25 protein-coding genes are annotated in these 20014 nt (G+C 69.6%); 19 read left to right on the top strand and 6 right to left on the bottom strand.

The window, feature by feature from the left end:
- Positions 1–18 precede the first annotated feature (18 nt).
- Positions 19–444 carry a GFA family protein gene (locus Dvina_RS51995; RefSeq protein ID WP_223099640.1) on the bottom strand — a complete coding sequence of 142 codons (426 nt, stop codon included), beginning with the start codon at positions 442–444 and terminating at the stop codon, positions 19–21.
- Between the two features lie 199 nt (positions 445–643).
- On the opposite strand from Dvina_RS51995, the gene Dvina_RS52000 reads away from it, so the two are divergent.
- From Dvina_RS52000 to Dvina_RS52060, 13 genes are all read left to right on the top strand, one after another.
- Entirely contained in the window at positions 644–1045 is a 402-nt protein-coding gene (locus tag Dvina_RS52000; protein ID WP_223099675.1) for a VOC family protein, read from the top strand.
- A gap of 237 nt (positions 1046–1282) precedes the next feature.
- Positions 1283–1696 carry an NUDIX hydrolase gene (locus Dvina_RS52005; RefSeq protein WP_223099677.1) on the top strand — a complete coding sequence of 138 codons (414 nt, stop codon included), beginning with the start codon at positions 1283–1285 and terminating at the stop codon, positions 1694–1696.
- A gap of 308 nt (positions 1697–2004) precedes the next feature.
- The gene (locus tag Dvina_RS52010) at positions 2005–2793 is read left to right on the top strand and encodes a nucleotidyltransferase domain-containing protein (RefSeq protein WP_223099679.1); all 789 of its coding nucleotides are present in this window, start codon (positions 2005–2007) and stop codon (positions 2791–2793) included.
- Complete coding sequence (gene fxlM / locus Dvina_RS52015) at positions 2790–4127, top strand: methyltransferase, FxLD system (RefSeq protein WP_223099681.1); 1338 nt, start codon at positions 2790–2792, stop codon at positions 4125–4127. Before Dvina_RS52010 ends, fxlM begins: the two co-directional genes overlap by 4 nt.
- A gap of 53 nt (positions 4128–4180) precedes the next feature.
- Positions 4181–4813, top strand: a complete 633-nt coding sequence (locus Dvina_RS52020; RefSeq protein ID WP_246655878.1) for an AAA family ATPase — start codon at positions 4181–4183, stop codon at positions 4811–4813.
- Positions 4814–4821: 8 nt separating this feature from the next.
- Positions 4822–5328: a GNAT family N-acetyltransferase gene (locus Dvina_RS52025; protein ID WP_246655879.1), complete on the top strand. Its 507-nt coding sequence runs from the start codon at positions 4822–4824 to the stop codon at positions 5326–5328.
- An 87-nt stretch (positions 5329–5415) separates the two neighbouring features.
- A complete protein-coding gene (locus Dvina_RS52030) occupies positions 5416–6039 on the top strand; it encodes an NUDIX domain-containing protein (RefSeq protein WP_223099686.1) in 624 nt (207 codons plus the stop codon).
- On the top strand, positions 6036–6545 hold the full coding sequence (locus tag Dvina_RS52035; RefSeq protein WP_223099688.1) for an NUDIX domain-containing protein: 510 nt from the start codon (positions 6036–6038) through the stop codon (positions 6543–6545). The genes Dvina_RS52030 and Dvina_RS52035 overlap by 4 nt, the downstream gene beginning before the upstream one ends.
- A 77-nt stretch (positions 6546–6622) precedes the next feature.
- The gene (locus Dvina_RS52040; RefSeq protein ID WP_223099690.1) at positions 6623–7153 is read left to right on the top strand and encodes a P-loop NTPase family protein; all 531 of its coding nucleotides are present in this window, start codon (positions 6623–6625) and stop codon (positions 7151–7153) included.
- A complete protein-coding gene (locus Dvina_RS52045) occupies positions 7143–8492 on the top strand; it encodes an MFS transporter (RefSeq protein ID WP_246655880.1) in 1350 nt (449 codons plus the stop codon). Before Dvina_RS52040 ends, Dvina_RS52045 begins: the two co-directional genes overlap by 11 nt.
- Complete coding sequence (locus Dvina_RS52050; RefSeq protein ID WP_223099692.1) at positions 8485–9156, top strand: 3'-5' exonuclease; 672 nt, start codon at positions 8485–8487, stop codon at positions 9154–9156. The genes Dvina_RS52045 and Dvina_RS52050 overlap by 8 nt, the downstream gene beginning before the upstream one ends.
- 58 nt (positions 9157–9214) lie before the next feature.
- Positions 9215–9706: an HIT family protein gene (locus Dvina_RS52055; RefSeq protein WP_223099694.1), complete on the top strand. Its 492-nt coding sequence runs from the start codon at positions 9215–9217 to the stop codon at positions 9704–9706.
- Positions 9703–10554 (top strand): carbon-nitrogen hydrolase family protein, encoded by an 852-nt coding sequence (locus Dvina_RS52060; protein ID WP_223099696.1) that lies wholly within the window; start codon positions 9703–9705, stop codon positions 10552–10554. The genes Dvina_RS52055 and Dvina_RS52060 overlap by 4 nt, the downstream gene beginning before the upstream one ends.
- 132 nt (positions 10555–10686) lie before the next feature.
- On the opposite strand, the gene Dvina_RS52065 is transcribed toward Dvina_RS52060, so the two are convergent.
- From Dvina_RS52065 to Dvina_RS52075, 3 genes are all read right to left on the bottom strand, one after another.
- Complete coding sequence (locus tag Dvina_RS52065; protein ID WP_223099698.1) at positions 10687–11325, bottom strand: hypothetical protein; 639 nt, start codon at positions 11323–11325, stop codon at positions 10687–10689.
- A 193-nt stretch (positions 11326–11518) separates the two neighbouring features.
- Entirely contained in the window at positions 11519–11848 is a 330-nt protein-coding gene (locus Dvina_RS52070; RefSeq protein ID WP_223099700.1) for a PCC domain-containing protein, read from the bottom strand.
- Positions 11849–11887: 39 nt separating this feature from the next.
- Positions 11888–12883 (bottom strand): helix-turn-helix domain-containing protein, encoded by a 996-nt coding sequence (locus tag Dvina_RS52075; RefSeq protein WP_223099702.1) that lies wholly within the window; start codon positions 12881–12883, stop codon positions 11888–11890.
- Between the two features lie 314 nt (positions 12884–13197).
- On the opposite strand from Dvina_RS52075, the gene Dvina_RS52080 reads away from it, so the two are divergent.
- From Dvina_RS52080 to Dvina_RS52105, 6 genes are all read left to right on the top strand, one after another.
- The gene (locus Dvina_RS52080; RefSeq protein WP_223094306.1) at positions 13198–14451 is read left to right on the top strand and encodes an IS701 family transposase; all 1254 of its coding nucleotides are present in this window, start codon (positions 13198–13200) and stop codon (positions 14449–14451) included.
- Between the two features lie 49 nt (positions 14452–14500).
- Positions 14501–15733, top strand: a complete 1233-nt coding sequence (locus Dvina_RS52085; protein ID WP_223099704.1) for a helix-turn-helix domain-containing protein — start codon at positions 14501–14503, stop codon at positions 15731–15733.
- Positions 15714–16604 (top strand): phosphotransferase enzyme family protein, encoded by an 891-nt coding sequence (locus Dvina_RS52090; protein ID WP_223099706.1) that lies wholly within the window; start codon positions 15714–15716, stop codon positions 16602–16604. The genes Dvina_RS52085 and Dvina_RS52090 overlap by 20 nt, the downstream gene beginning before the upstream one ends.
- An 80-nt stretch (positions 16605–16684) precedes the next feature.
- Complete coding sequence (locus Dvina_RS52095; RefSeq protein WP_223099708.1) at positions 16685–17167, top strand: SAM-dependent methyltransferase; 483 nt, start codon at positions 16685–16687, stop codon at positions 17165–17167.
- A 24-nt stretch (positions 17168–17191) separates the two neighbouring features.
- The gene (locus tag Dvina_RS52100; protein ID WP_223099710.1) at positions 17192–17755 is read left to right on the top strand and encodes an NUDIX hydrolase; all 564 of its coding nucleotides are present in this window, start codon (positions 17192–17194) and stop codon (positions 17753–17755) included.
- Positions 17756–18055: 300 nt separating this feature from the next.
- Entirely contained in the window at positions 18056–18541 is a 486-nt protein-coding gene (locus tag Dvina_RS52105; protein WP_223099712.1) for an NUDIX hydrolase, read from the top strand.
- A gap of 236 nt (positions 18542–18777) precedes the next feature.
- Here the strand turns inward: Dvina_RS52105 and Dvina_RS52110 are convergent, their stop codons facing one another.
- Together Dvina_RS52110 and Dvina_RS52115 are read right to left on the bottom strand one after the other, a co-directional pair.
- On the bottom strand, positions 18778–19338 hold the full coding sequence (locus tag Dvina_RS52110; protein WP_223099714.1) for an HD domain-containing protein: 561 nt from the start codon (positions 19336–19338) through the stop codon (positions 18778–18780).
- Positions 19339–19466: 128 nt separating this feature from the next.
- On the bottom strand, positions 19467–19931 hold the full coding sequence (locus Dvina_RS52115; protein WP_223099716.1) for a helix-turn-helix domain-containing protein: 465 nt from the start codon (positions 19929–19931) through the stop codon (positions 19467–19469).
- Positions 19932–20014: the final 83 nt, after the last annotated feature.

Here is a 20014-nt window from a genome sequence, read left to right on the forward strand (position 1 = left end):
GGGCCGGCTGCCGGACGGTCAGCCGGCGGAGTGGTGCTGTGTGTCCGCTACCTGCGGTAGCCACGCGACGGCGGTGCCGCGGAAGGACTGGTTGACCGGTACAAGGCAGGGATCGTCTTGGTCGTCCAGCGCGCTGAGGTTGATCCCGATGGTGGTGTCGTTATAGTCGAAGGCAGCGATGTGGCTGCCGCAGGTAGAGCAGAAGCCGCGCTTAGTCTCTCCGGGAAATGTGTCGTACCAGGTCGGCTCGCCGCCGTCGCCGGTCCAGCGCAGTCCTTCGAGCGGGAAGCCGACCCACGACTGTACGGGTCCGCCAGCGCGTTTCTGGCAATGTGGGCAGCTACAAAGGTGCGGGTAGTCGGGCTCGCCGGTGACGACGAACCGGATCCTGCCGCACAGGCAACCGCCGGTGCGGCCGGCAGTGCCAACGGCGATGTCAGACATCTCGACGGACCCTTCGGCCGATGGGGAATGAAGCGTCAGTGTGCCAGCCACCGTCGGGGCGCCGGTGTTGTTGACGGCGCCTGCGCGCGGCGTGTCGAGCCTGGTGCAGTCACGCGAGTGTCGTTCGTTGCACCGTACGACTGCGCCAAGTCCTGATCCCTAACCGACCACCGATCCGCGTTCACCAGGGAGCACGCGAATGCCCGCATTGCATCACCTTGCCCTCACCGTAAGGGACGTCGGGGCGAGCGCCGCCTTCTACGACCCGTTCCTCACGCAACTCGGCTACCAGCGCAGTGGCGGCATCGAAAGTCCCCTTGTTTACCTTGGTGACGGTCCGGAGATTCTTGTCTACGTGGCCGAAGGCGACGGCGTCAGCCGGGCTCGGCATCAGCACGGCGCTCCCGGACTGCAGCACCTCGCGTTCAAGGTCGGCGATGCCGCGGCCGTCGACGCAGCGCACCGTGCAGCAGCAGGCGCCGGCGGCGCCGTCGTCCACCCGCCCCGCTTCTATCCCGAGTACGCCGACGGCTACTACGCGGTGTTCGTCGAGGACCTTGATGGGTCACGGTTCGAGGTCGCCTATATCCCGAGCAACTGACCCCAGCAGCGCGCGTTCGTCCGGGCTGGGCAGTCGGGACACACGCAGGGCGCCGTGCAATGCCCAGTCGGCCTCGTTGTGTCAAGGTCGGCGGTCAAGTACGCCAGGAAGGGCCACACCGACCGGGCCGCACCGCTGTCTCCGCGTTCATCAAAGCGTCGGATTGTCAGCTATGGCCCCGGGCGACGTCCTGATGGCGTGTTACGGTCCGCGGAGACCGTCGGTTCGGAGGCCGCCGTGTATCGACCGCATGCTTTCCCTGTGTCGGTCAAGGGCGTCTGCGTCCGGGCTGGCCAGGTCCTGTTGCTGCGCAACGAACGGGATGAGTGGGAGCTGCCTGGCGGCAAGCTCGAACTTGGCGAAGACCCGATGGCGTGCGTGACGCGGGAGATCTCCGAGGAGACCGGTTGGACGGTCACCGTCAGGACGATCCTGGACTGCTGGCTGTACCACATCCGCGACGGCGTCGATGTGCTGATCGTGACTTATGGATGCCGTGTCGACGCCGACTCGCCGGTCCAGGTCAGCAGCGAACACAAGGAAGCTCGCCTCTTCAGCCACGATGAAGTCGCTGCGCTGCGCATGCCGTCCGGATATCGCCGCTCGATCGACGACTGGTTCACCCGCCTCGACGCTGCGGTGCACGGCTAGGGGGACCCGCCGTGCGCTGCCGAGCCTGCGCAACGCACTGGACGAATCAGCGCCGGAGGCGCTGTGCGCGACCTGCCGCCTCCCGGAGCTTGCGAACCCGTTCCGGTGCCCGATGCGTTGCAGGCGAGGGCGGGTCTCGTGGTCCCCCGATTGGGTGATGACTGGTGACGCCAGGGCGGTACAAGCGGACGGTGGCGAAATGTACCCGTGTACGTCTGCCCTCTCCGGCGACGAGCCGAATACGTTCGTTCAGTGGTGTCGACGCATTGGCTCAGCATGCAGGGGCAGAGTCGTCAAGGAGAGCAGCCGTGACCCAATCGCCGCACTCACGCCCGGTGATGCACGGGTCGGAGGTGACAGCGAATGCCCAGGCGCGAGACGCGTGGCTGGCGGCCCTGACGGAGTTGCTGCCTCGGCATCTGTTTGTGGCAGGGGTGTGGCTCGTCGGGTCACTCGGACGAGGTGGGGACGACGGCTACAGCGACGTCGATCTCGTCGTCGCGGTCGACTCGACCGTCCCCGCGGCGGTGCTGGCGGACCCGGCAACGTTGCTGCGGGTGCCGGACACGGTGCTGCTGTACACCCGGCCGAAGCCGCGCAACGCACCCGCCGGCGGGGCCTACGAGGCGGTCTGCATCCGGCTGGCTGGCTTGCCGGTCCTGGTCGACCTGTACCTGTGGCCGGCCGCGACCGCGGCGGTCCCGGACGGCGCCCGGATTCTCTATGCCCGCACCGAACCGCCGCGCAGCGACCTGGCGTTCATGACGCTGCTGGACCGGCACCGCAGCGGCGACACTACGGGCGCCGACCCGGACCACCCGGCGACAGTCCTGTTGTTGGTCCAACTCGCCGCCAAGTACCAAGCCCGCGGTGACGTGTCTCGCCGCGACGGCATCCACCAGCAGCTACACCTTCCCACCGGCGGCACCCTGGCTGTGCTGCGCGACGTGCTCGACCAGCGCATCGACCTCGCCCGCTGGCCGGCGTTCCAACCTGCAGTCGCAGCGGTGCACCGCTTGCTCGACATCGTCGAGTCCGCTCATCGCCCCGATCGCCCAACCATCGACCCGACTGTGGAAAGGACGCCGAGCCGGTGACCGACCTCGCCACTGCACCGACCGCCGACATCTTGCGTCACCAGCTCGCCGACGCCCTGGTCGCGGCGGGCGCGATCACCTCCCCGGACGTGGAGCGGGCGGTACGGACCGTACCGCGGGAGGTGTTCGCCCCGCCCGGCACGAGCCTGGCCGACGCGTACGCCGACGACGTGGTGATCACGAAACGTCGTGCGGACGGCCAGCCGACCAGCTCGGTCTCGGCACCGTGGCTCCAGGCGCGGATGATCGAACAAGCCGGGGTAGGCCCGGGATCGAGAGTCCTCGAGGTGGGCTCGGGCGGGTACAACGCGGCGCTACTCGCCGAGGTCGTCGGCCCGACGGGTGCGGTGACCAGCGTCGACATCGACCTAGACGTGATCGGCTGGGCACGGCGCGGGCTCGACGCCGCCGGCTACCCGCAGGTGGCGACAGTCGTCGGCGACGGTGAGCACGGCCACCTGCCGGGCGCGCCGTACGACGCGATCATCGTCACCGTGGAGACCGCCGACATCCCACCGGCCTGGCGCGAGCAGCTCGCCCCGACCGGGGTGCTCGTAGCGCCGGTGCGGATGCGGGGCCTCACCCGCAGCGTGGCCTTCACCCGGGACGGCACCGGCGACAGCGCTGGCTCCGGTGACGGTCTGGTGGCCCGGTCGCTGCTCATGTGCGGGTTCGTGCCGATGCAGGGGCAGGGCAGCATCCCGGAGCAGCACCTCGACCTCACCGGCGGGGGCGGGGACGGTGGTGACGGCGTCGTCGTCCTACGCGTCGACGACGACACCACCACGGTCGACCCGGGCGCTCTCGCCGAGGCGCTCCGCGGTCCGCGGTCCGACGTGTGGTCCGGGATCACGCTGCCGGGCAACACGTCGTTCGAGACGCTACTGCTGTGGCTGACCGGCCAGCCGGTGCCGTACGGGCGGCTGTTCGTCGACCGCGACCGGGCGAAGGTCCACTTCGATGGGTTGCTCGCCCCATTTGCCAACGTCAGCCCGGCGTTCCTCACCGCTGACAGCCTGGCCTACCTCGTGTTGCGCAAGCTTGACAGCACCGTTCCCGGGGCGCAGCCGCCGGGGGAGTCGCGGTGGGAGTTCGGGGCGCACGGCTTCGGCCCCGACGCCACGCTGGTCGCCACCATGCTGTGCGATGCGGTCCGGGCCTGGGACCGCCACGCCCCCGACCCGCACATCGCCGTCCACCCCGCCAGCGCCGCGACGGACGCTGCGAGCGTCGCCGCCTCGGACGGCGCGGTGCGGCTGCTGGTGCCGCGCCGGCATGCCACGATCGTCGTCAGCTGGTCGGCGCCCGCACTGACGTCGGCTGCCACAGCATGACCCAGCCACTCACGGCAGTGTCGGGCTGCACCACGCCGGGTGTGGGAGCCCCGATGCTGCTGGTGATCCGCGGGAATTCAGCCAGTGGCAAGACCGCCGCCGCGCGGGAGGCGCGTCGCCGGGCTGGCCGGGGCACCGCCCTGATCGAGCAGGACCACTGGAGGCGGGTGGTGCTGCGCGAACACGGCGGCCTCGGCGACGACGCGGTGGCGCCGGGGTTCATCGACGTGTCGGTCCGGCATCTGCTCCGCGCCGGCTACCACGTGATCGTCGAGGGCATCCTGCACACCGGCGGCTACGGCCCAATGCTGCGCCAGCTGATCACCGACCACCCCGGCCCGAGTCACGTCTTCTATCTCGACGTCAGCTTCGAGGAGACCGTCCGGCGCCATCACGGCCGGGCCGAGCCGATCCCGGTCACCGCCGACGACATGGCCGGGTGGTACAAGGCGCTCGACGTCCTCGGGGTGGATGGGGAAATGGTCCTCGACGAGGACTCGACCCTCGAGCAGACCGTCGCCGCCATTCTGGACGTCAGCGGCCTGGCCATCGCCGCGTCGTTGACGCCGTGCCCGGCCCGTTGCCCGCGCTGCGCCGCGAAGCAGGCCGCCGGAGGCGGTGTGCTCGCCGTGCTGGGCGTCGAACGGTCCGGCGAGCTGGGCGGGGCCGGTGGTCCGGTGTGCTGATCGCGCCGATGAGTGTGGAGATGATCGACGACGTCGAGCGGCTCATGGGTCTGGGTGTCCCATACGTGCGGGCGCGGGGTGGGTCGGACTATTGGCTGTACGCGACGTTGTTCTCCGCGACGTGCCCGGTCGCGGTCGACGACGGGGTGCTCGCCGGTGCGGCGGTGGCGATGCGCAGCCAGGACGACCCCGGCGACGTGTACGTGCAGGACGTGATGGTCCACCCCGGTCACCGCCGGCGGGGTATCGCCACCGGCCTGCTGGGTGTGGTGACCGGGCAGGCACGGCGCTGGGGTGCCCGCCGGCTGTACCTGACATCGGAGCCGGGAAACACGGCCGCCGACGCGACCTGGCGGCGGCTCGGGTTCACCAACCTGCCCGGCGACACCACCACCGACGCCGGTATCCAGGTGGTCTCGGACTTCAAGGGCTGCGGCCGGCACCGCGCCGTGTACCAGCGCGACCTTGTGGCCGGCGCGATAGCGGGGCGGCGGAACGGAGACCCAGGTGAGTGAACCAGTGATGCCCCCGCGGCCCGGCGACCGCGGCGTCGTGCACGACCTCGTGGCTGGTGTCGTGCCGGTGGACGAACGGAGACCCAGGTGAGTGAACCAGTGATGCCCCCGCGGCCCGGCGACCGCGGCGTCGTGCACGACCTCGTGGCTGGTGTCGTGCCGGTGGACGAGCGGGAGGCCGCCGACCGCGCCGACATCCTCGCCTGGATCGCCTCCGGGGCCGGGCTGTACCGGCGGACACCGCCGGCGGACCCGCCGAAACACCTGGTCACCTACTTCCTGCCCTACCACGCCGGCACCGACGCGGTGTTCCTCGTCGAGCACCGCAAAGCAGGCCTCCTCTTGCCGCCTGGCGGGCACGTCGAGTCGGACGAACCGCCATGGGACACCGTTGTGCGTGAGGCGCAGGAGGAGCTCGGCGTCGTCGCCCGGCCGCACCCGCTCACCCCGGATCGGCGTCCGCTGTTCGTCACCGTCACCCCGACGGTCGGCCCGCACAGCCACCTCGACGCGACGCTCTGGTGGCTTCTCGACCTCGACCCGGCCCAGCGCATCGCTGCAGACCCGGGCGAGTTCAGTGGCTGGGGCTGGCATCCTCGCCGCGAGGTCGCCGGCTGGCCGGCCGGGCGGACCGACCCGGAACTGGGGCGGTTCCTGTCCAAGGTCGAGCACCTGACCACCCGGACCGGCCAAGGTGCGGTGACGCGATGACCGGAAGTCAGCCTCGCACCGCTGCCGCCCTGAGCGTGCCGTACGCGAGCCCGGTGGACTGCAAGCTGCTGTACACCAACGGCGATCGGGTGCTGTTGGCTTTGCGGAACGGCACCGGCTACGCCGACGGGCAATGGAACCTGCCGTCCGGCAAGCTCGACGCCGGTGAGATGGTCGACGCCGCGGTGTGCCGCGAAGCGGACGAAGAGGTCGGCCTGCACCTGGACCGGGCGGAAATGCGGCTGTCGGTGCTGCTGCACTGGCGCAACCCGGAAGGTCAGTACCGGCTCGGAGTGTTCTTCCACGTCGAGGCCGCCCCCGACCGGCACGGGGTGCCGGTCAACGCCGAGCCGCACAAGTGCGCCGCCATCGGCTGGTACCCGATGGACGCCCTGCCAGCGAACACCGTGCGCTACACCGCCGCCGGCGTGCACCTGCACCGCCACGGCATCCCGTTCGCCGCCGCCGTATGGCCGGCCACCGACCTGCTCGGCGACCTGCCGTGAACAGCCGCCGGCCAGCCCCAGTGGCAGCGGCATGGGACGCCGGATACCGCATCGGTCCGGGGCGGGAGGGCTGAGCTGTGCAGCGGATCGCGATCGTGGGTGCGGGCGGGGCTGGTAAGACCGTGCTGGCCAACCAGCTCACCGCCCTACTCGCCCTGCCGGTCACGCATCTGGACGCGCTGCGCTACGACGCGGACTGGAATGTCGTGCCGGAGCGGGAGTTCGTCGACGCGCAACGCGCCGTCGTGGCCGGCGATCGGTGGATCGTCGACGGAAACTCGACCGCGAGCATGCCGGTCCGGTTCGCCCGAGCCGACACGATCATCTTCCTGAATCTGCCGCCGCTGCTCTGCCTGTGGAGCATCCTGCGGCGACGGCTGCGCTACCACGGCGGCCGGCATCCCGACGGTGTGCACGACCGCATCACCGTCGGGTCGCTGCGGTTCGTGCTGACCTTCCGCCGCCGCTTCGCACCCGCCGTGCGGGCGCACATCGCCGCGCACGGCCAGCGCGCGGTGCTCATCGAGGTCACCAGCCGCCGCCAGGTCAACCTCCTCCTCGCCCGCCTCGACGGCCCGGCACGCAATGGAGGCACCGATGACGGTTGACCACGGCACCGCCCGCCCTGCCGGGCACGGCAGGCAGACGCGGCCGGGCGAGGACCCGCCGGGCCGGCCGGGTTCCGGCGCTGGCGCACCCACGTCCACCGTGCCCGCACCGCCGCCGGTGTCATGGCGTGGTGATCTGCGCCGGCTGTGGACGGCGTACTCCGTCAGCGAGCTGGGCAGCGCGGTTGGCGCCGGAGCGTTGCCGCTGATCGCGATCGTCGTCCTGGACGTGCCGGCGTGGCAGGTGTCGATGCTGGCGGTGGCGGCCGGGCTCACGAGCGCGGCCGTCGCGGTGCCGCTCGCGCCGTGGATCGAGGTCCACCGCAAACGCCCGGTCATGATCGCCACGGACCTGGCCCGGTTCGCGGCCTTGGTCACCGTGCCGGTCGCGGCGTGGCTCGGGGTGCTCACGTACGCCCAGCTGTGTGTGGTCGCCGCGGTGCAGACCGGCGGCGCGATCGTGTTCGCCGCCGCCGGCGGTGCGCACCTTAAGCGGCTCGTTCCCGAACCGCACCGGGCGCAGGCGAACAGCCGGTTCGAGACCAGCCTGTGGTCGGCCACCACGGTCGGGCCGCCGATCGGCGGGCTGCTCGTGTCGTGGCTCGGCGCGACCGTGTCCGTCGCCGTCGACGCGGCAACGTTCCTGCTCTCGGCGATCGGTGTCCGCCGGCTGCGCAGCCGCGAACCCGCCCCGCTGCCACCCGCCGCTGGGCGTCGGTGGCTCGGCGAGGTGACCGGTGGATGGCGGTACATCGCCGCCCACCACGACCTGCACCTGCTGTTCTGGAACGCCATGGCCTTCGGCGGTCTGATCATGGCCGCCGCCCCGTTGACCACCGTGTTGATGCTGCGCGACCTCGGGTTCACGCCATGGCAGTACGGCCTCGCTCTGGGTGTGCCGGGCGTCGGTGGGATCGCCGGTTCACTCCTCGTCGGCCCGCTGACCCTCCGCCTCGGCCTCGACGCCCGGACGGTGCTGCTGACCTCTGGGGTGGCGCGGACGGTATGGCTCGGCTTCGTCGCGCTCGCCCCGCCCGGCACAGCCGGCCTGGTGGTGATCATCGCAGCGGACACCCTGCTGCTGTTCTGCGCCGGCGTGTTCAACCCGACCTTCGTCACCTACCGGATGCGCGTCACCGCCGACACACACATGACCCGCGTCGCCACTGCCTGGTCGGTCAGCTCCAAGACCGTCCAACCCGCCTGCATCGCCGCGGCAGGGCTCCTCGCCACCGTCACGTCCGCCCGGACCGCGATCGCCGTCGCCGCGGTCGCTGTCGTCGCCTCCACCGGGCTGCTGCCCTGGCGCACCGCAACCGGCGGGGCCGGCGATGCTTGACCGATACGCGGCTGACCCCGCCGTGCGGGCGGCGACGTTCGTCGTGCTCGATTTCGAAGGCGCCACCCCAGCCGGGTACCCGGCCGAGCCGACCGAGGTCGGCGCGGTCCTGCTTCGCCTGCGACAGGAGCCCGCGGGGCATTGGGACCTCGCCGAGGCCGGCCGGTTCGAGTCGCTGATTCGGCCCCCGGACCATGCGCCGGTCACCGCGTTCGACACCCGCCAGACCGGCATCACCGCGGCGATGGTCGCCGGTCAGGCCGACGCCGCGACGGTACTGGCCAGGTTCGACGCGACGCTCACCCGCCCGCCGTACGTGACCGTGGCACACCACGCCCGGACCGAGGCCGGCATTCTGCGCCGCTACGCCACCGCCTGCCCCGCGCTCGCCGCCGCACCGATGCTCGACACGCTGCGGCTGGCCCGTCACGCCCATCCCGGGCTGGCGAACTATCAGCTCGACACCCTTCTAGCCCAGCTCGGCGTCCCGACCCCGCCGGACCGGCACCGCGCACTGCCTGACGCGGTCGTGACCGCCGCCGTCCTGCAGGCGCTGCTCGCCGACGGCGCCCGACGCCTGCGCTGGGCCACCCTGGCCCAACTGCAAGCCCTCGCCGGACTCGCACCACCCCACCTGGCCGCGGAACAGGCCACGCTGTTCTGAGCACGCGCCACACCCCGCCTCGACCCGATGCCGGCACGGCCTACGGAAGGAGACACCGATGGTGGACGACGAGTGGCGGCGATGGCCACAGGACTGGACCGCACGCAAGGCCGGCGACGGCTGCCAGCTGTGCGATTTCCTCCGCACCGAGGACCCCGCCTGGGGCCTGCCGGTCTACACCGGGCAGGTCGCGAACGGCTACCTGTGGGCGCGTGGGCAGATCACCGGCTACTGCGTCATCATCTGGCGCGGCGGGCACATCTGCGAACCGACCGACCTCACTCCTGCCGACGCGAGCCGGTACTTCGACGACATCTTCGCAGTCGGCCGCGCCCTGATCAGGCTGCTCGGACCGGCGAAAATGAACTACGAGACGCTCGGCAACGCGGTACCGCACCTGCACACCCACGTCGTGCCGCGCGGCCTGGACGACCCGAACCCGGGCGGGCCGCTGCCGTGGACCTACCTCGACGACGGTCACCAACCCGCCGGCCCGTTGCACGCCCTCGCCGACGACCTGCGCCGGCTCTTGCCCGCCGGCGCGACATGACTGGCGCCGACCGGATCCGCATCGCCGCCGTCCAGACCGAGGTCACCACCGATCCCGCCGTCAACGGCCGCGCCGTCCGCGACGCCCTGCGCCAGGCCGCCGACGGTGGTGCCCGGCTCGCTCACCTCTGCGAGGGCGCGCTCAGCGGTTACGTCGGTCAGGACAAGCCTCACTTCGACGGCTGGCACATCGACTGGGCACCCGTCCACGACGAACTCCACGCCGTCACCCAGCTCGCCGGCGAGCTCGGTATGTGGGTGGTCATCGGCGGCAACCACCGCCTGACCGGCGAACGGTGGCCGCACAACAGCCTGTGGTTCATCAACGACCGCGGCGAGCTCGTCGACCGCTACGACAAACGGTGGTGCTCCAACACTGAGGTCACCCGCTTCTACACTCCCGGCACAGAGGTTCGCACGTTCGACGTGGACGGGTTCCGGTTCGGCTGCCTGCTGTGCATCGAGGTCAACTTCCCCGAACTGTGGCTGCAGCAGCAGGCCCTGGACGTCGAATGCGTGCTGTTCTCCACCTTCTCCGAAGACCCGATCTTCGACGTCCTCGCCCGCGGACACGCCGCCGCGAACGGGTTCTGGGTCAGCGTCGCCGTACCAGCCCAGCACGCAGACGCGATGCCGTCCGGCGTCATTGGCCCGCATGGCTACCGCATCACCAGCGCCGAGTCTGGTCAGCGTCCCGCCGTCGTCTGCGTCGACCTCGACCGCACCGACCCGGACCTCGACATCGCCCTGCACAAGGCCCGACCGTGGCGGCGCGTCGCCCGCTCCGGCACGCTCTACCCCACTGCACCCGCCGACGACCCACGCAGCATTGACCGGACCGTCATCTGACCGCCCTCACGCTCCGAGGAAGCTGCCGTGCCGGGCCCCGTCACCCCAACTGCGGCCCGGTCGTCGCACCGACCCACCTCGAGCCCTACTCGGTCCCCGACGCGTTCGGTTGATCCTGACGGTCTGCGCGGATCACCCGTAGACGACGGCGCTGCGGAACCATAGCCAGTCGGGCATCCCGACCGGCTCCATGCCGAGGATGGTCAGCGCGGCGATTAGGGTGTCGTCCCAGTCCAGGTCCGGGTCGCCGACCGAGAACGTGTACGGATCGGGGTGGTAGTCCTCGCCGCTGTGCTGCGCGACGCTCTCCGCGTCGCGGTCGAACAGCGAGTCAGCGACGACGAGGACGAACTGGTCGGCCGTAACCCGATCGAGGGAACGGACCTCGGCGTCGGCGGGCAGGTTGTGGCCGAGCTGCGGGGGGCCGCTGGCCTCGCGGGTCCAGCCGGGTGGGGAGACCTCCAACGCCTCCTCAAAGCTGAATGGCAGCTCACCCACAACGTGACCCACGATCGGGGATCCGCGTTCGGCGCCGGCCACCATCGTCTCGAAGAACGACGACAGGTCGCCGACCGGCCGCTCAGCCGGATATCCGAGTTTGGCGCGGGCTGCTGTCGTCGCGCAGCGTGCGAACTGGCGCGTCGGATCGGTCTCGTCGTACCAGTCGGTGCGCAGCTCGTCGCCCGGCTTGAACCCATGCAGGTTCCAGGCTCGAGGGCCGCCGAGCCGGTACCCGTAGGCGCTGATCGTGCGGACCTGCTCCACCGGCATGTCCGCCACGGTATCGACGCCGCTGTCGGCTGTCGATGGCGCAGTCATCCGAACGGCCGACCCCGAAGGTTGCAGGCAGGACCCATGACTCGCGACCGGCCGCCACAACCTCGTCCCAAGCACGCCACCGTCTGGCCGACGGTCAACCTGTTGGGTCTTCTCCGGGAGATGGCGCAGGCGCGGCCAGCTGCGGTCAGCCGACTGGCTGGATGTAGGCGCGCACGAACCAGTCCCGGACGGTCGCCCGGTGCAGGTGCCCTGCGACGACGACACCGTCACCGCCGAGCGTGACATGCACGTGGACCTTGCCGTCGACAATTTCGCCGGTCCCGCTGAGTTCGAACGGCTGGTCGTAGTCGGTCAGGATGTCCTTGAGGGCGTTACCCTTCGGCATGACCGAGACGGTGCATTGCTGCACCGCGCCAATGAGGGTGAGCGCCGCGTCGGTAACGCCCCGCGCGATGACCTGCCGGGTGATCGACTCCAAGACTTCCTCGCCGCGGCCGATATGAACGATGAACACCGTCGCTCCCAAGGCCGACACCAGCGGACAGGGCGAAGACTACCGGCACGACGTCAACCGCTGGGCTCCCTGCGGCACCGTCGAGCGGAAGCGTGGCGGTGGCGGGACAGGCGGTGCGCGTCCGCTGCATCCCAGCCCGTTCCGGCCTTCGGGTACTCGCGCGGGCTCGACTCCGCTCGGACCCTTGCCGTCGCAGGTAGCACGATGGACGGGCATCGAGGTCGGCCGCATCGTTGGCCTCAACGTCTGCGCTGCGACACGGTGGAGCGCATCGTGGACCGCCGCTGCGGATGCGCCCTGTGTGGGTGCCATGTTCTCGATCGGCACGTGCGCTGAGCGGTGCTCAAGGGTGTCGGCCAAGCCGTACCATTCTTCCGCTCGGCGGTGCTGGTCGAGCATCAGCAGCGCGTCTGCGGTGAGCGCCGCGAACTGCCGTGCGACGGCCACCGCCCTTCGTGCCTGTCCGCTGGGCAACGATCGCTGCAACAGCGCACCGGCTTCCGCGCAGCCGAGCGCGGCAGCAGACGCCACTGCGGCCCAACCTGTGCCATCGCCGGCGTCCGCCGCGAGGCGGGCCCACCGCTGCTCGAGGCTCGCGATTTCGGCGTCGGCGTCGAGGAGGCCGAGTTCGTCCTTCAAGACGCGGTGGAGGTCGTCGAATGCCAGCCACCCGGACTCCGGCTGCTCGCTGCAGGGCGCACGGCGGGCTGCAGCACGAAACCGGCCGGCCACAATGGCGATCTTGCCTCCGCGTCGCTGCACGCGGCGGGTCTCGACGCGCTGCCGCGCGTCGTGTTCGAGTTCCCGTTCGAGTTGTGCGAACGCACCACGTAGCGCACCGTCCGCTTCCAAGGCGGTCTCAGCCCGCTCGACAAACGTCGCGGTCGGCTTGCGCAGGCCGCGTTCGACCATGGCAACGTGCTCACGGCTGAAGAACACTGCGGCGCCGAGCGTCTGCTGGGTCCACTGTTTCCGCTGCCGCCACGAGCGCAGGACGGCGCCGAAGGCGACGGCTGCGGGTGACAGCGCCTCCACAGCGACTCCTTCCCAAACGGTCAGCACCCGCACAAGGGCAACGGCGATCGACGCCGGCCTTGGCGGCACCTATGGTGGCTTCGACAGGGCGGAGGGACATGTCGTGCGCCTCCGCCCCTGCCAGTAGCCTCACAGTCACGGACCGGAGCGCCTAGTACTCCAACGTCACTTCGCGGCTGGGTGCGGCGTGGCGTGGGCATGAAGACGGCCACCGCGGTGATCATCGATGGTTTGTGAAGACAAAAGAAGATCAAGCGGTGGCCGCGTGCCACAGCGTAGACCCTGAGCGGTGGGGTGCGCTGCTCGACACTGGCATGGCCCGCATCGCCGGCCGGTTCGCCCGAGCCGAGGTCCGCCGGACCGCGGCGGCGTTCGTCGCGGGTCTGCTCTCCACGGTAGAACGCAAGACCTGCTGGTCCTTGGCCGAGCACGCCGGGCATCCGGATCCGCAGCCGATGCAACGGTTGCTGCGTAAGGCGGTGTGGGACGCCGACGCCGTCCGAGACGACACCCGCGACCTGCTGCTCGAACAGGTCAGTCACGCCGACGGCGTGCTGATCGTCGATGAGACCGGCTTCGTCAAGAAAGGCCGATCCTCGGTCGGGGTCCAGCGGCAGTACACCGGTACCGCGGGCCGGATCGAGAACAGCCAGGTCGCGGTGTTCCTGGCCTACGCCTCCCCGCGCGGTCGTGGTCTGATCGACCGGCGGCTCTACCTGCCCGAAGCCAACTGGTGTAACCAGCCAGACCGGCGCGCCCGAGCCGGCGTGCCCGACGACACCGTGTTCGCCACCAAACCGGCCCTGGCCCGGCAGATGCTCACTGCCGCGTCCGTCGCCGGCGTTGCAGCCAGCTGGGTCACCGCTGATGAGGTCTACGGCGCCGACCCCGACCTGCGCGCCGACCTCGAAGCCCGTGGTGTCGGCTACGTCCTGGCGATCGGCTGCGACCGGCGAGTCCGCATCAACCACGGCCGCACCATCATCCGCGCCGACACCCTGACCGCCCGTGTCCCCGCCGGCAGCTGGCAGACACACAGCTGCGGCCCGGGCGCGAAAGGACCACGCACCTACCAGTGGGCCTGGATCACCACCGCCACCCATCCCGGCGAGCATCGCTGGCTGCTCGTGCGCCGCAACCCGCACACCGGCGAAGTCGCGTTCTACCTGTGCTGGTCACCCCGGCCGGTGCCGCTGCGCGTGCTGGTCCGGGTCGCGGGCAGCCGATGGAGCGTCGAAGAACTTTTCCAGACCGGCAAGAACGAGATCGGCCTGGACCACTACCAGGTCCAGACCTGGACCAGCTGGCACCGGTTCATCACCCTGGCCATGCTCGCCCTCGCCCTGCTCACCACGCTCGTCCCAGCACCCGAGCCGGTCACCGAACCCGACCTGCAAAGCCCCACGATCGCGCTCACCGTGCCCGAGACCCGCCGCCTCCTCAACGCCCTGACCCTCCACCGACCCATCGATCCCAGCCACGCCCTGCGCTGGTCACTTTGGCGACGAACCGTCCAAGCCCGCGCCCGCCGATCCCACTACCAGCGCAGACTCACACGCAACGGCTGAAGTGACGTTGGAGTACTAGTAGTCGATACGTTTCGGAAGGTTTCAACTCATGGAAACGCCGGAAACGCTGCCCGAGATGCTGCGACGACTGCGTACAGCATCGGGCCGGAGCGCGGCCTCCATCGGGGTGAAGGTCAATCTCAGCCGTTCGGCATACTCCAACGTCGAAGCCGGTAGGCGCCAATTCACGCGTGACCGCGTGGAGATCCTCGACCGTCTGTATGGCTGCGACGGTGCCCTGACGAGAGCATGGGAGAACGACAACGTGAGGCGGCGCAACCTGCTGGCCGTGGGCGCGGCGATGGCCATGCCGGGTATCGCCGGTGGACTACGGCTACCGCCGCTGAGCCCGCAGCGCGTCACACCGGATGACCTCACCCAGATCGACGCGGTCGCGCACGCGCTCGTCACCTGGGACAACGCGTTCGGCGGAGGGCAGGCGCTGGCGGCCGGTCAAGCACAACTGGAATGGGCCGCGGCGCTGCTCGACGCCGAGTGCGACCCTTCCCTGCGGGAGGCGCTGTTCGTCGGTGTGGGTCGGCTGTCATCGCTGGCCGGGTTCATGGCGTTCGACGCGTTCGCGCACCAGCGGGCGCGGGAGCTGTTCACGTTCGCGTTCGACTGCGCCCGGCAGACCTCCGACTTCCACCTGCGGGCGTTTGTGTTGTCCTCGATGGCGCGGCAGGCGGTGTGGTGCGGCAGGCCGCACGACGCGATCGCCACCCTTGACCAGGCCACCAGCTTCGCAGACCGCCTCACCGCGACCGAACGCACCGATCTGCTGACGGTGCGGTCCCGAGCGCTCGGCAAGCTGGGGCCGGCCTATGCGGAGGCGGCCCTGCGGACCGTCGGGGAAGCCGACGAGCAGTTCACGCAGTCACGCCCTGACCTCGATCCCACCTGGATCGCGTTCTACGACACAGCCCAGCACCACGGCGACACGGCCCATGCCCTGTTCGACGTCGCGATCCACGGCCGCAGCACCGAAGCGGTATCGCGGTTCGACTATGCCGTCAGCAACCATCAGCCGGGCTATACACGCTCCCGCACCATCTCGCTGATCAAGCAAGCCACGCTGATGATGGCGACCGGGGATCCGCGGCAGGCGGCCAGCGTAGGCCAAGGCGCGGTACAGCCGGCAGCACGGTTGAAATCTCAGCGGGCCCGCACCGACTTGATCGCGTTGCGCAGCAAGGCCGAGGTCCATGTCGTGATCCCCGAGGTGGGTGAGCTGGTCGAGCGCATCGACGAAGCCATCGGACATGACGCCGGCAGCCGATAGCGCGGCGCGGTCGGCCCTCGATGCCGCCGGCGCCATCGCCGGTGTCGACACCGTTGGTGCCACGCTGATCCGCGCCAGCGAGAACGTGCTGTACCGGCTTGCCGGTGGTGTCGTCGCCCGCGTCGCACGACCGGGACAGGAGGACGCGGCTGCCAAGGAAGTCGCCGTGTCACGATGGCTCACCTCCATCAGGTTCCCGGTCGTGGAACTGGTGCCCGGTGTTGACGAGCCGGTGGTCGTCGAGCAGCGGGCGGTCACGTTCTGGCGTGAGCTTCCACCCCACCGGCCTGGCACGCCGGCGCAGGTCGGCGCAACGCTGCGGCAGCTGCATGGCCTCGCCATGCCACCTGATCTGCAGCTGCCGACGCTCGACCCACTCGTACGCCTCGACAGCCGTATCCGCGCCGCCCGTCTCCTCGACAGCGACGACCGTCGATGGCTTTGGGAGCATCTAGACGAACTCGCCGACGCCTGGGCCGCTTTGCCGTCCGGCCTGCCGTGGTGCGCAGTTCACGGCGATGCGTGGGGCGGCAACATCGTCGCCACCGACAGCGGGGTTGTCGTGCTCGACCTTGAACGATTCGCTTACGGCCCGCCCGAATGGGATTTGACCGCGATCGCCGTCGACTTCGAGAACTTCGGCGACATGTCCGCCCAGCAGTGGCGCGACGTCTGCGACGGGTACGGCCTGGACGTCACCACGTGGGCTGGCTACGAAACGCTCCGCGCGATCCGGGAGCTGCGGAAGGTTACCTTCGCGTTCCAGATCGCCGACGCCGACCCGCACGCCGAACCACAGGCGCGGTATCGCCTCGCCTGCGTGCAAGGCCAGGCCGGTCCCCGCCCATGGCACTGGAAAGGGGTCGCCTGAGGCCTCCACAGCAGCACCCCAACCATCTCGATCCGACAAACCCCGCCGACCCCGCCGACCGATCTCGCTAGGGAGCAGGCATGGCAGCCGAGTCATACACCGTGGAATCCATCGCCCACGTCGTCGGCGGCCGGGTTGAACCCACCGACGACTTCTGGGGCGGCACGCCAGCGATCATCAGGATCGACGACACCCGGTTCACGGCCGATGCCACGAAAGGCTTGGACGAGTTCTCCCACTTGGAGATCGTGTTCCGGTTCCACCTCACCGACCCGACCGACCTCAATCTGGGCGCCCGCCGCCCCCGCGACAACCCCGACTGGCCCGAGGTCGGCATCTTCGGCCACCGCAACATGCGCCGGATCAACTGGCTCGGCGTCTCCCGCTGTCGGCTGATCAAGGTCGACGGCCTCGACCTACACGTCGAAGAACTCGACGCCGTCGACGGCACCCCAGTCCTCGACATCAAGCCCTGGTTCGTCGAGTTCGGTCCACGCGGACCGGTCCACCAAGCAAGCTGGACCACCCAGATGCTGGGCAGGTACTTCGAGCGCCCCGAATAGGTGCGCGCGGATAATGTGGCGCGCATGAGCACGGAAGCCGATCTGGCGAGCGTATGGACGATCCACGGCGAACGCGTCATCGATGACAGTCGGCGCGCGGTGCTGAGCGTCGCCGATGTGGAATTGCCCGACGGCGTGCGGTTCGAGCAGTACGTCCTTCGCGTGCCACCGGCGGCGATGGTCGTCGTACTCGACGACGATGAGCGGGTGCTGATGATGTGGCGGCACCGCTTCATCGTCAACCGGTGGGTCTGGGAACTGCCCGGCGGCTACCTCGACCCTGCCGAGGACCCGATGGCGTGCGCGGCGCGGGAAGTCGAGGAAGAGACTGGATGGCGACCGCTGCGTATGCAACGGCTCGTCACGTTCCAGCCGATGATCGGCACGATCGATCAGGAGAACGTCGTGTTCCTTGCCCGCGGTGCCGAGAACGCCGAGTCGGCCCCGGACATCAATGAGGTCGCACGGATCGGCTGGATCCCGCTGGCCGGGGTACGCCAGCACATTGAAAGCGGCGCCATCATCGGCGCCGGGTCGGTGTCCGGCCTGCTAGCGGCGCTGCTACTCAAGGCCGAAGGTAAGCTCTAGGTGGGTTGCAGCATCGGCTCGAACCCGGTCGGTGAAGTCATGGACCGCTCGTAGGCCCGCATGTTTGGCGAGCCGGATCGCCAGGTCGGTCGGGTAGTCGCGGGTCCGTGACGAATGCAAACCTTCGGCCCGTCGGCAGCCTGTATCCCTACCTTGCTCGCCTCCTCGGCTCGCCGGTCTCGGCGTGCGCGACGGCGAGCAGTACGACGTTGAACTGCAGAACCACACGGCTATGCCGGCCCCGCCCCAAGCACCACGACGACACCATCGCCTACTGCCTGTTCATCCGGAGGAACAGCCGTGACCCAGCCACCGCGTCACTCCGTCAGCGTCGCTGCGGTGGTCACGGACAGACACAACCGCGTACTCGTCATCCAGCGACGCGACAACGGCGCCTGGCAGCTGCCGGGCGGCATTCTCGAACTCGACGAGTCTCCCCAGACCGGCGTCCGTCGTGAGGTACGCGAGGAGACCGGCGTGGACGTCGAATCCGAACGGCTGACCGGGATCTACAAGAACATGGCCCTCGGTGTGGTCGCGCTCGTCTTCCGCGCCCGCCTTATCGCCGGCACCCCGACCGAAACGGACGAGTCCGCGGCCGTTGCTTGGTGGACCGCCGACCAGGTGGTCGCGGATATGAGCGAGGTCTTCGCCGTGCGTATCCTCGACGCACTTCGCTCGGACCCCACGCCAGCGGTCCGCAATCATGACGGAACGCGACTTCTCAACGACTCCGCCATCACGGGACCCGCGGACAGCCCCGGCTCCACGAACGCGGATCTATAGCCGCCAACCGTGCTCACAACCTCCGACACCGGATCACCGTCAGGGCATAACGCCCAAATCGTCACGCTCGACGTCTCGGCGAACCCACCGCGCAGGGGTGGCCCAACCGAAATGATCTTGCTTACTCGCCAAATCCGACGACAACACGGAACACGCCATCGCCCAGCACTACTTCACCGTCGCCCCGGAGGCGCCGCCGAAGCTGACCACCCGCCGGCAGCTGGGCACGTCCGTCCTTACCGGTCACGCCAGGCAAGCGGCGACACGGTGACAGCCGCCACGGCCACACGACGGGCGGTCTCGGTCTTGAGGTCGTCGCGCGCTGAGTCGATCCAGCCGTCGACGCGATGGACGCCGGTGTTGCGATACTCCAGAGCTTGGAGCAGCATCTCCAGCTTGTCGGCGTCCTTGGCGCAAAGTGCCTCTAGGGTTTGCCGTGACTCGTACTCCTCGACCGCGCCGCGGACCGCCGCCTGGGTACGTTCGGGCAGGTGCGCTGTTTGGTCGGCGGTGATCCGACGTGGGTTGGGTGTGTCCATGTAAGTGGTGGCGGTGTGTGGCAGGTCGCCGGTACGGGTCTCCTGGCTGTCGTGCCACAACGCGAGGAATGCTGCGCGGGCGGGATCGCCGCCCTCTTCGGCTGCGATCATGGCGGCGAGCTGGGCGGTGCGCATGGTGTGCTCAGCTACCGACTCGGGGTCCCGTACACCGGCGTGCCACCAACCGGAACGCCGGATACGTTTCAACAGTCCGAGCTCGTATCCGAAGGCGGCGAGCGCTTCGGCGTCGTCCGGCAACAGCGTGGCCCTATCTCCTGGTCTACCGGTCTGCGTTACGGACCGCGTATTGCAGTCCGGCGCCACCTTCGAGTGCCACAAGCGTAGGCCAGCGGCGGGCAAGCCGCGGGACTGCGTCGCTACTGCAGTTATCGTCGGTCACTGCTGTGACGAGACGACGGGAAGCGGTAAATTCGGGCGCCTTCCGAATTGACCGGGCGAGCAGCGGACGCGGCCACCACGCCGTCAGTTCGGGCTGCTGGCACCAGCTCAGCTGTGACTCTGACCAGAATTGTCATCGGCGGTGAAGCGTCCGCCGCAGGCTTCTGCGTTGCGGCACCTGCCAAGTTGGCGGCCCTGCGCTCCTGGTAAACGGCGAACTCAAGGAGCCTGCCTAGCGACCCGCCGGTGTCCAGGATCCGGTCGCAGGCGGCGATGAGATCCGCGCTGGCGTTGCGGTGGGCAGTCTCCACTTTCTGCATCAGCTCACGACTGACAAATACGAGGGCAGCAAGCTGACTGGTCGACAGGCCGCGCGCCTGCCGCCAGTGCCGCAACTCCGCCCCGAGCAGGTGCCGCGGTGAAGCGTTCGCCGTCAACGCCGTAGAACTCACGATCGCCCTCCCTCAAGCACCGACCGCTTTCCCACGCGACCAGACCTGGCACACTGGCCGAGCAGTGATCGAGGACTGCTAGT

It is taken from the genome of Dactylosporangium vinaceum (assembly GCF_019904175.1).
In the GTDB taxonomy this organism is placed as follows: Bacteria; Actinomycetota; Actinomycetes; order Mycobacteriales; family Micromonosporaceae; genus Dactylosporangium; species Dactylosporangium vinaceum.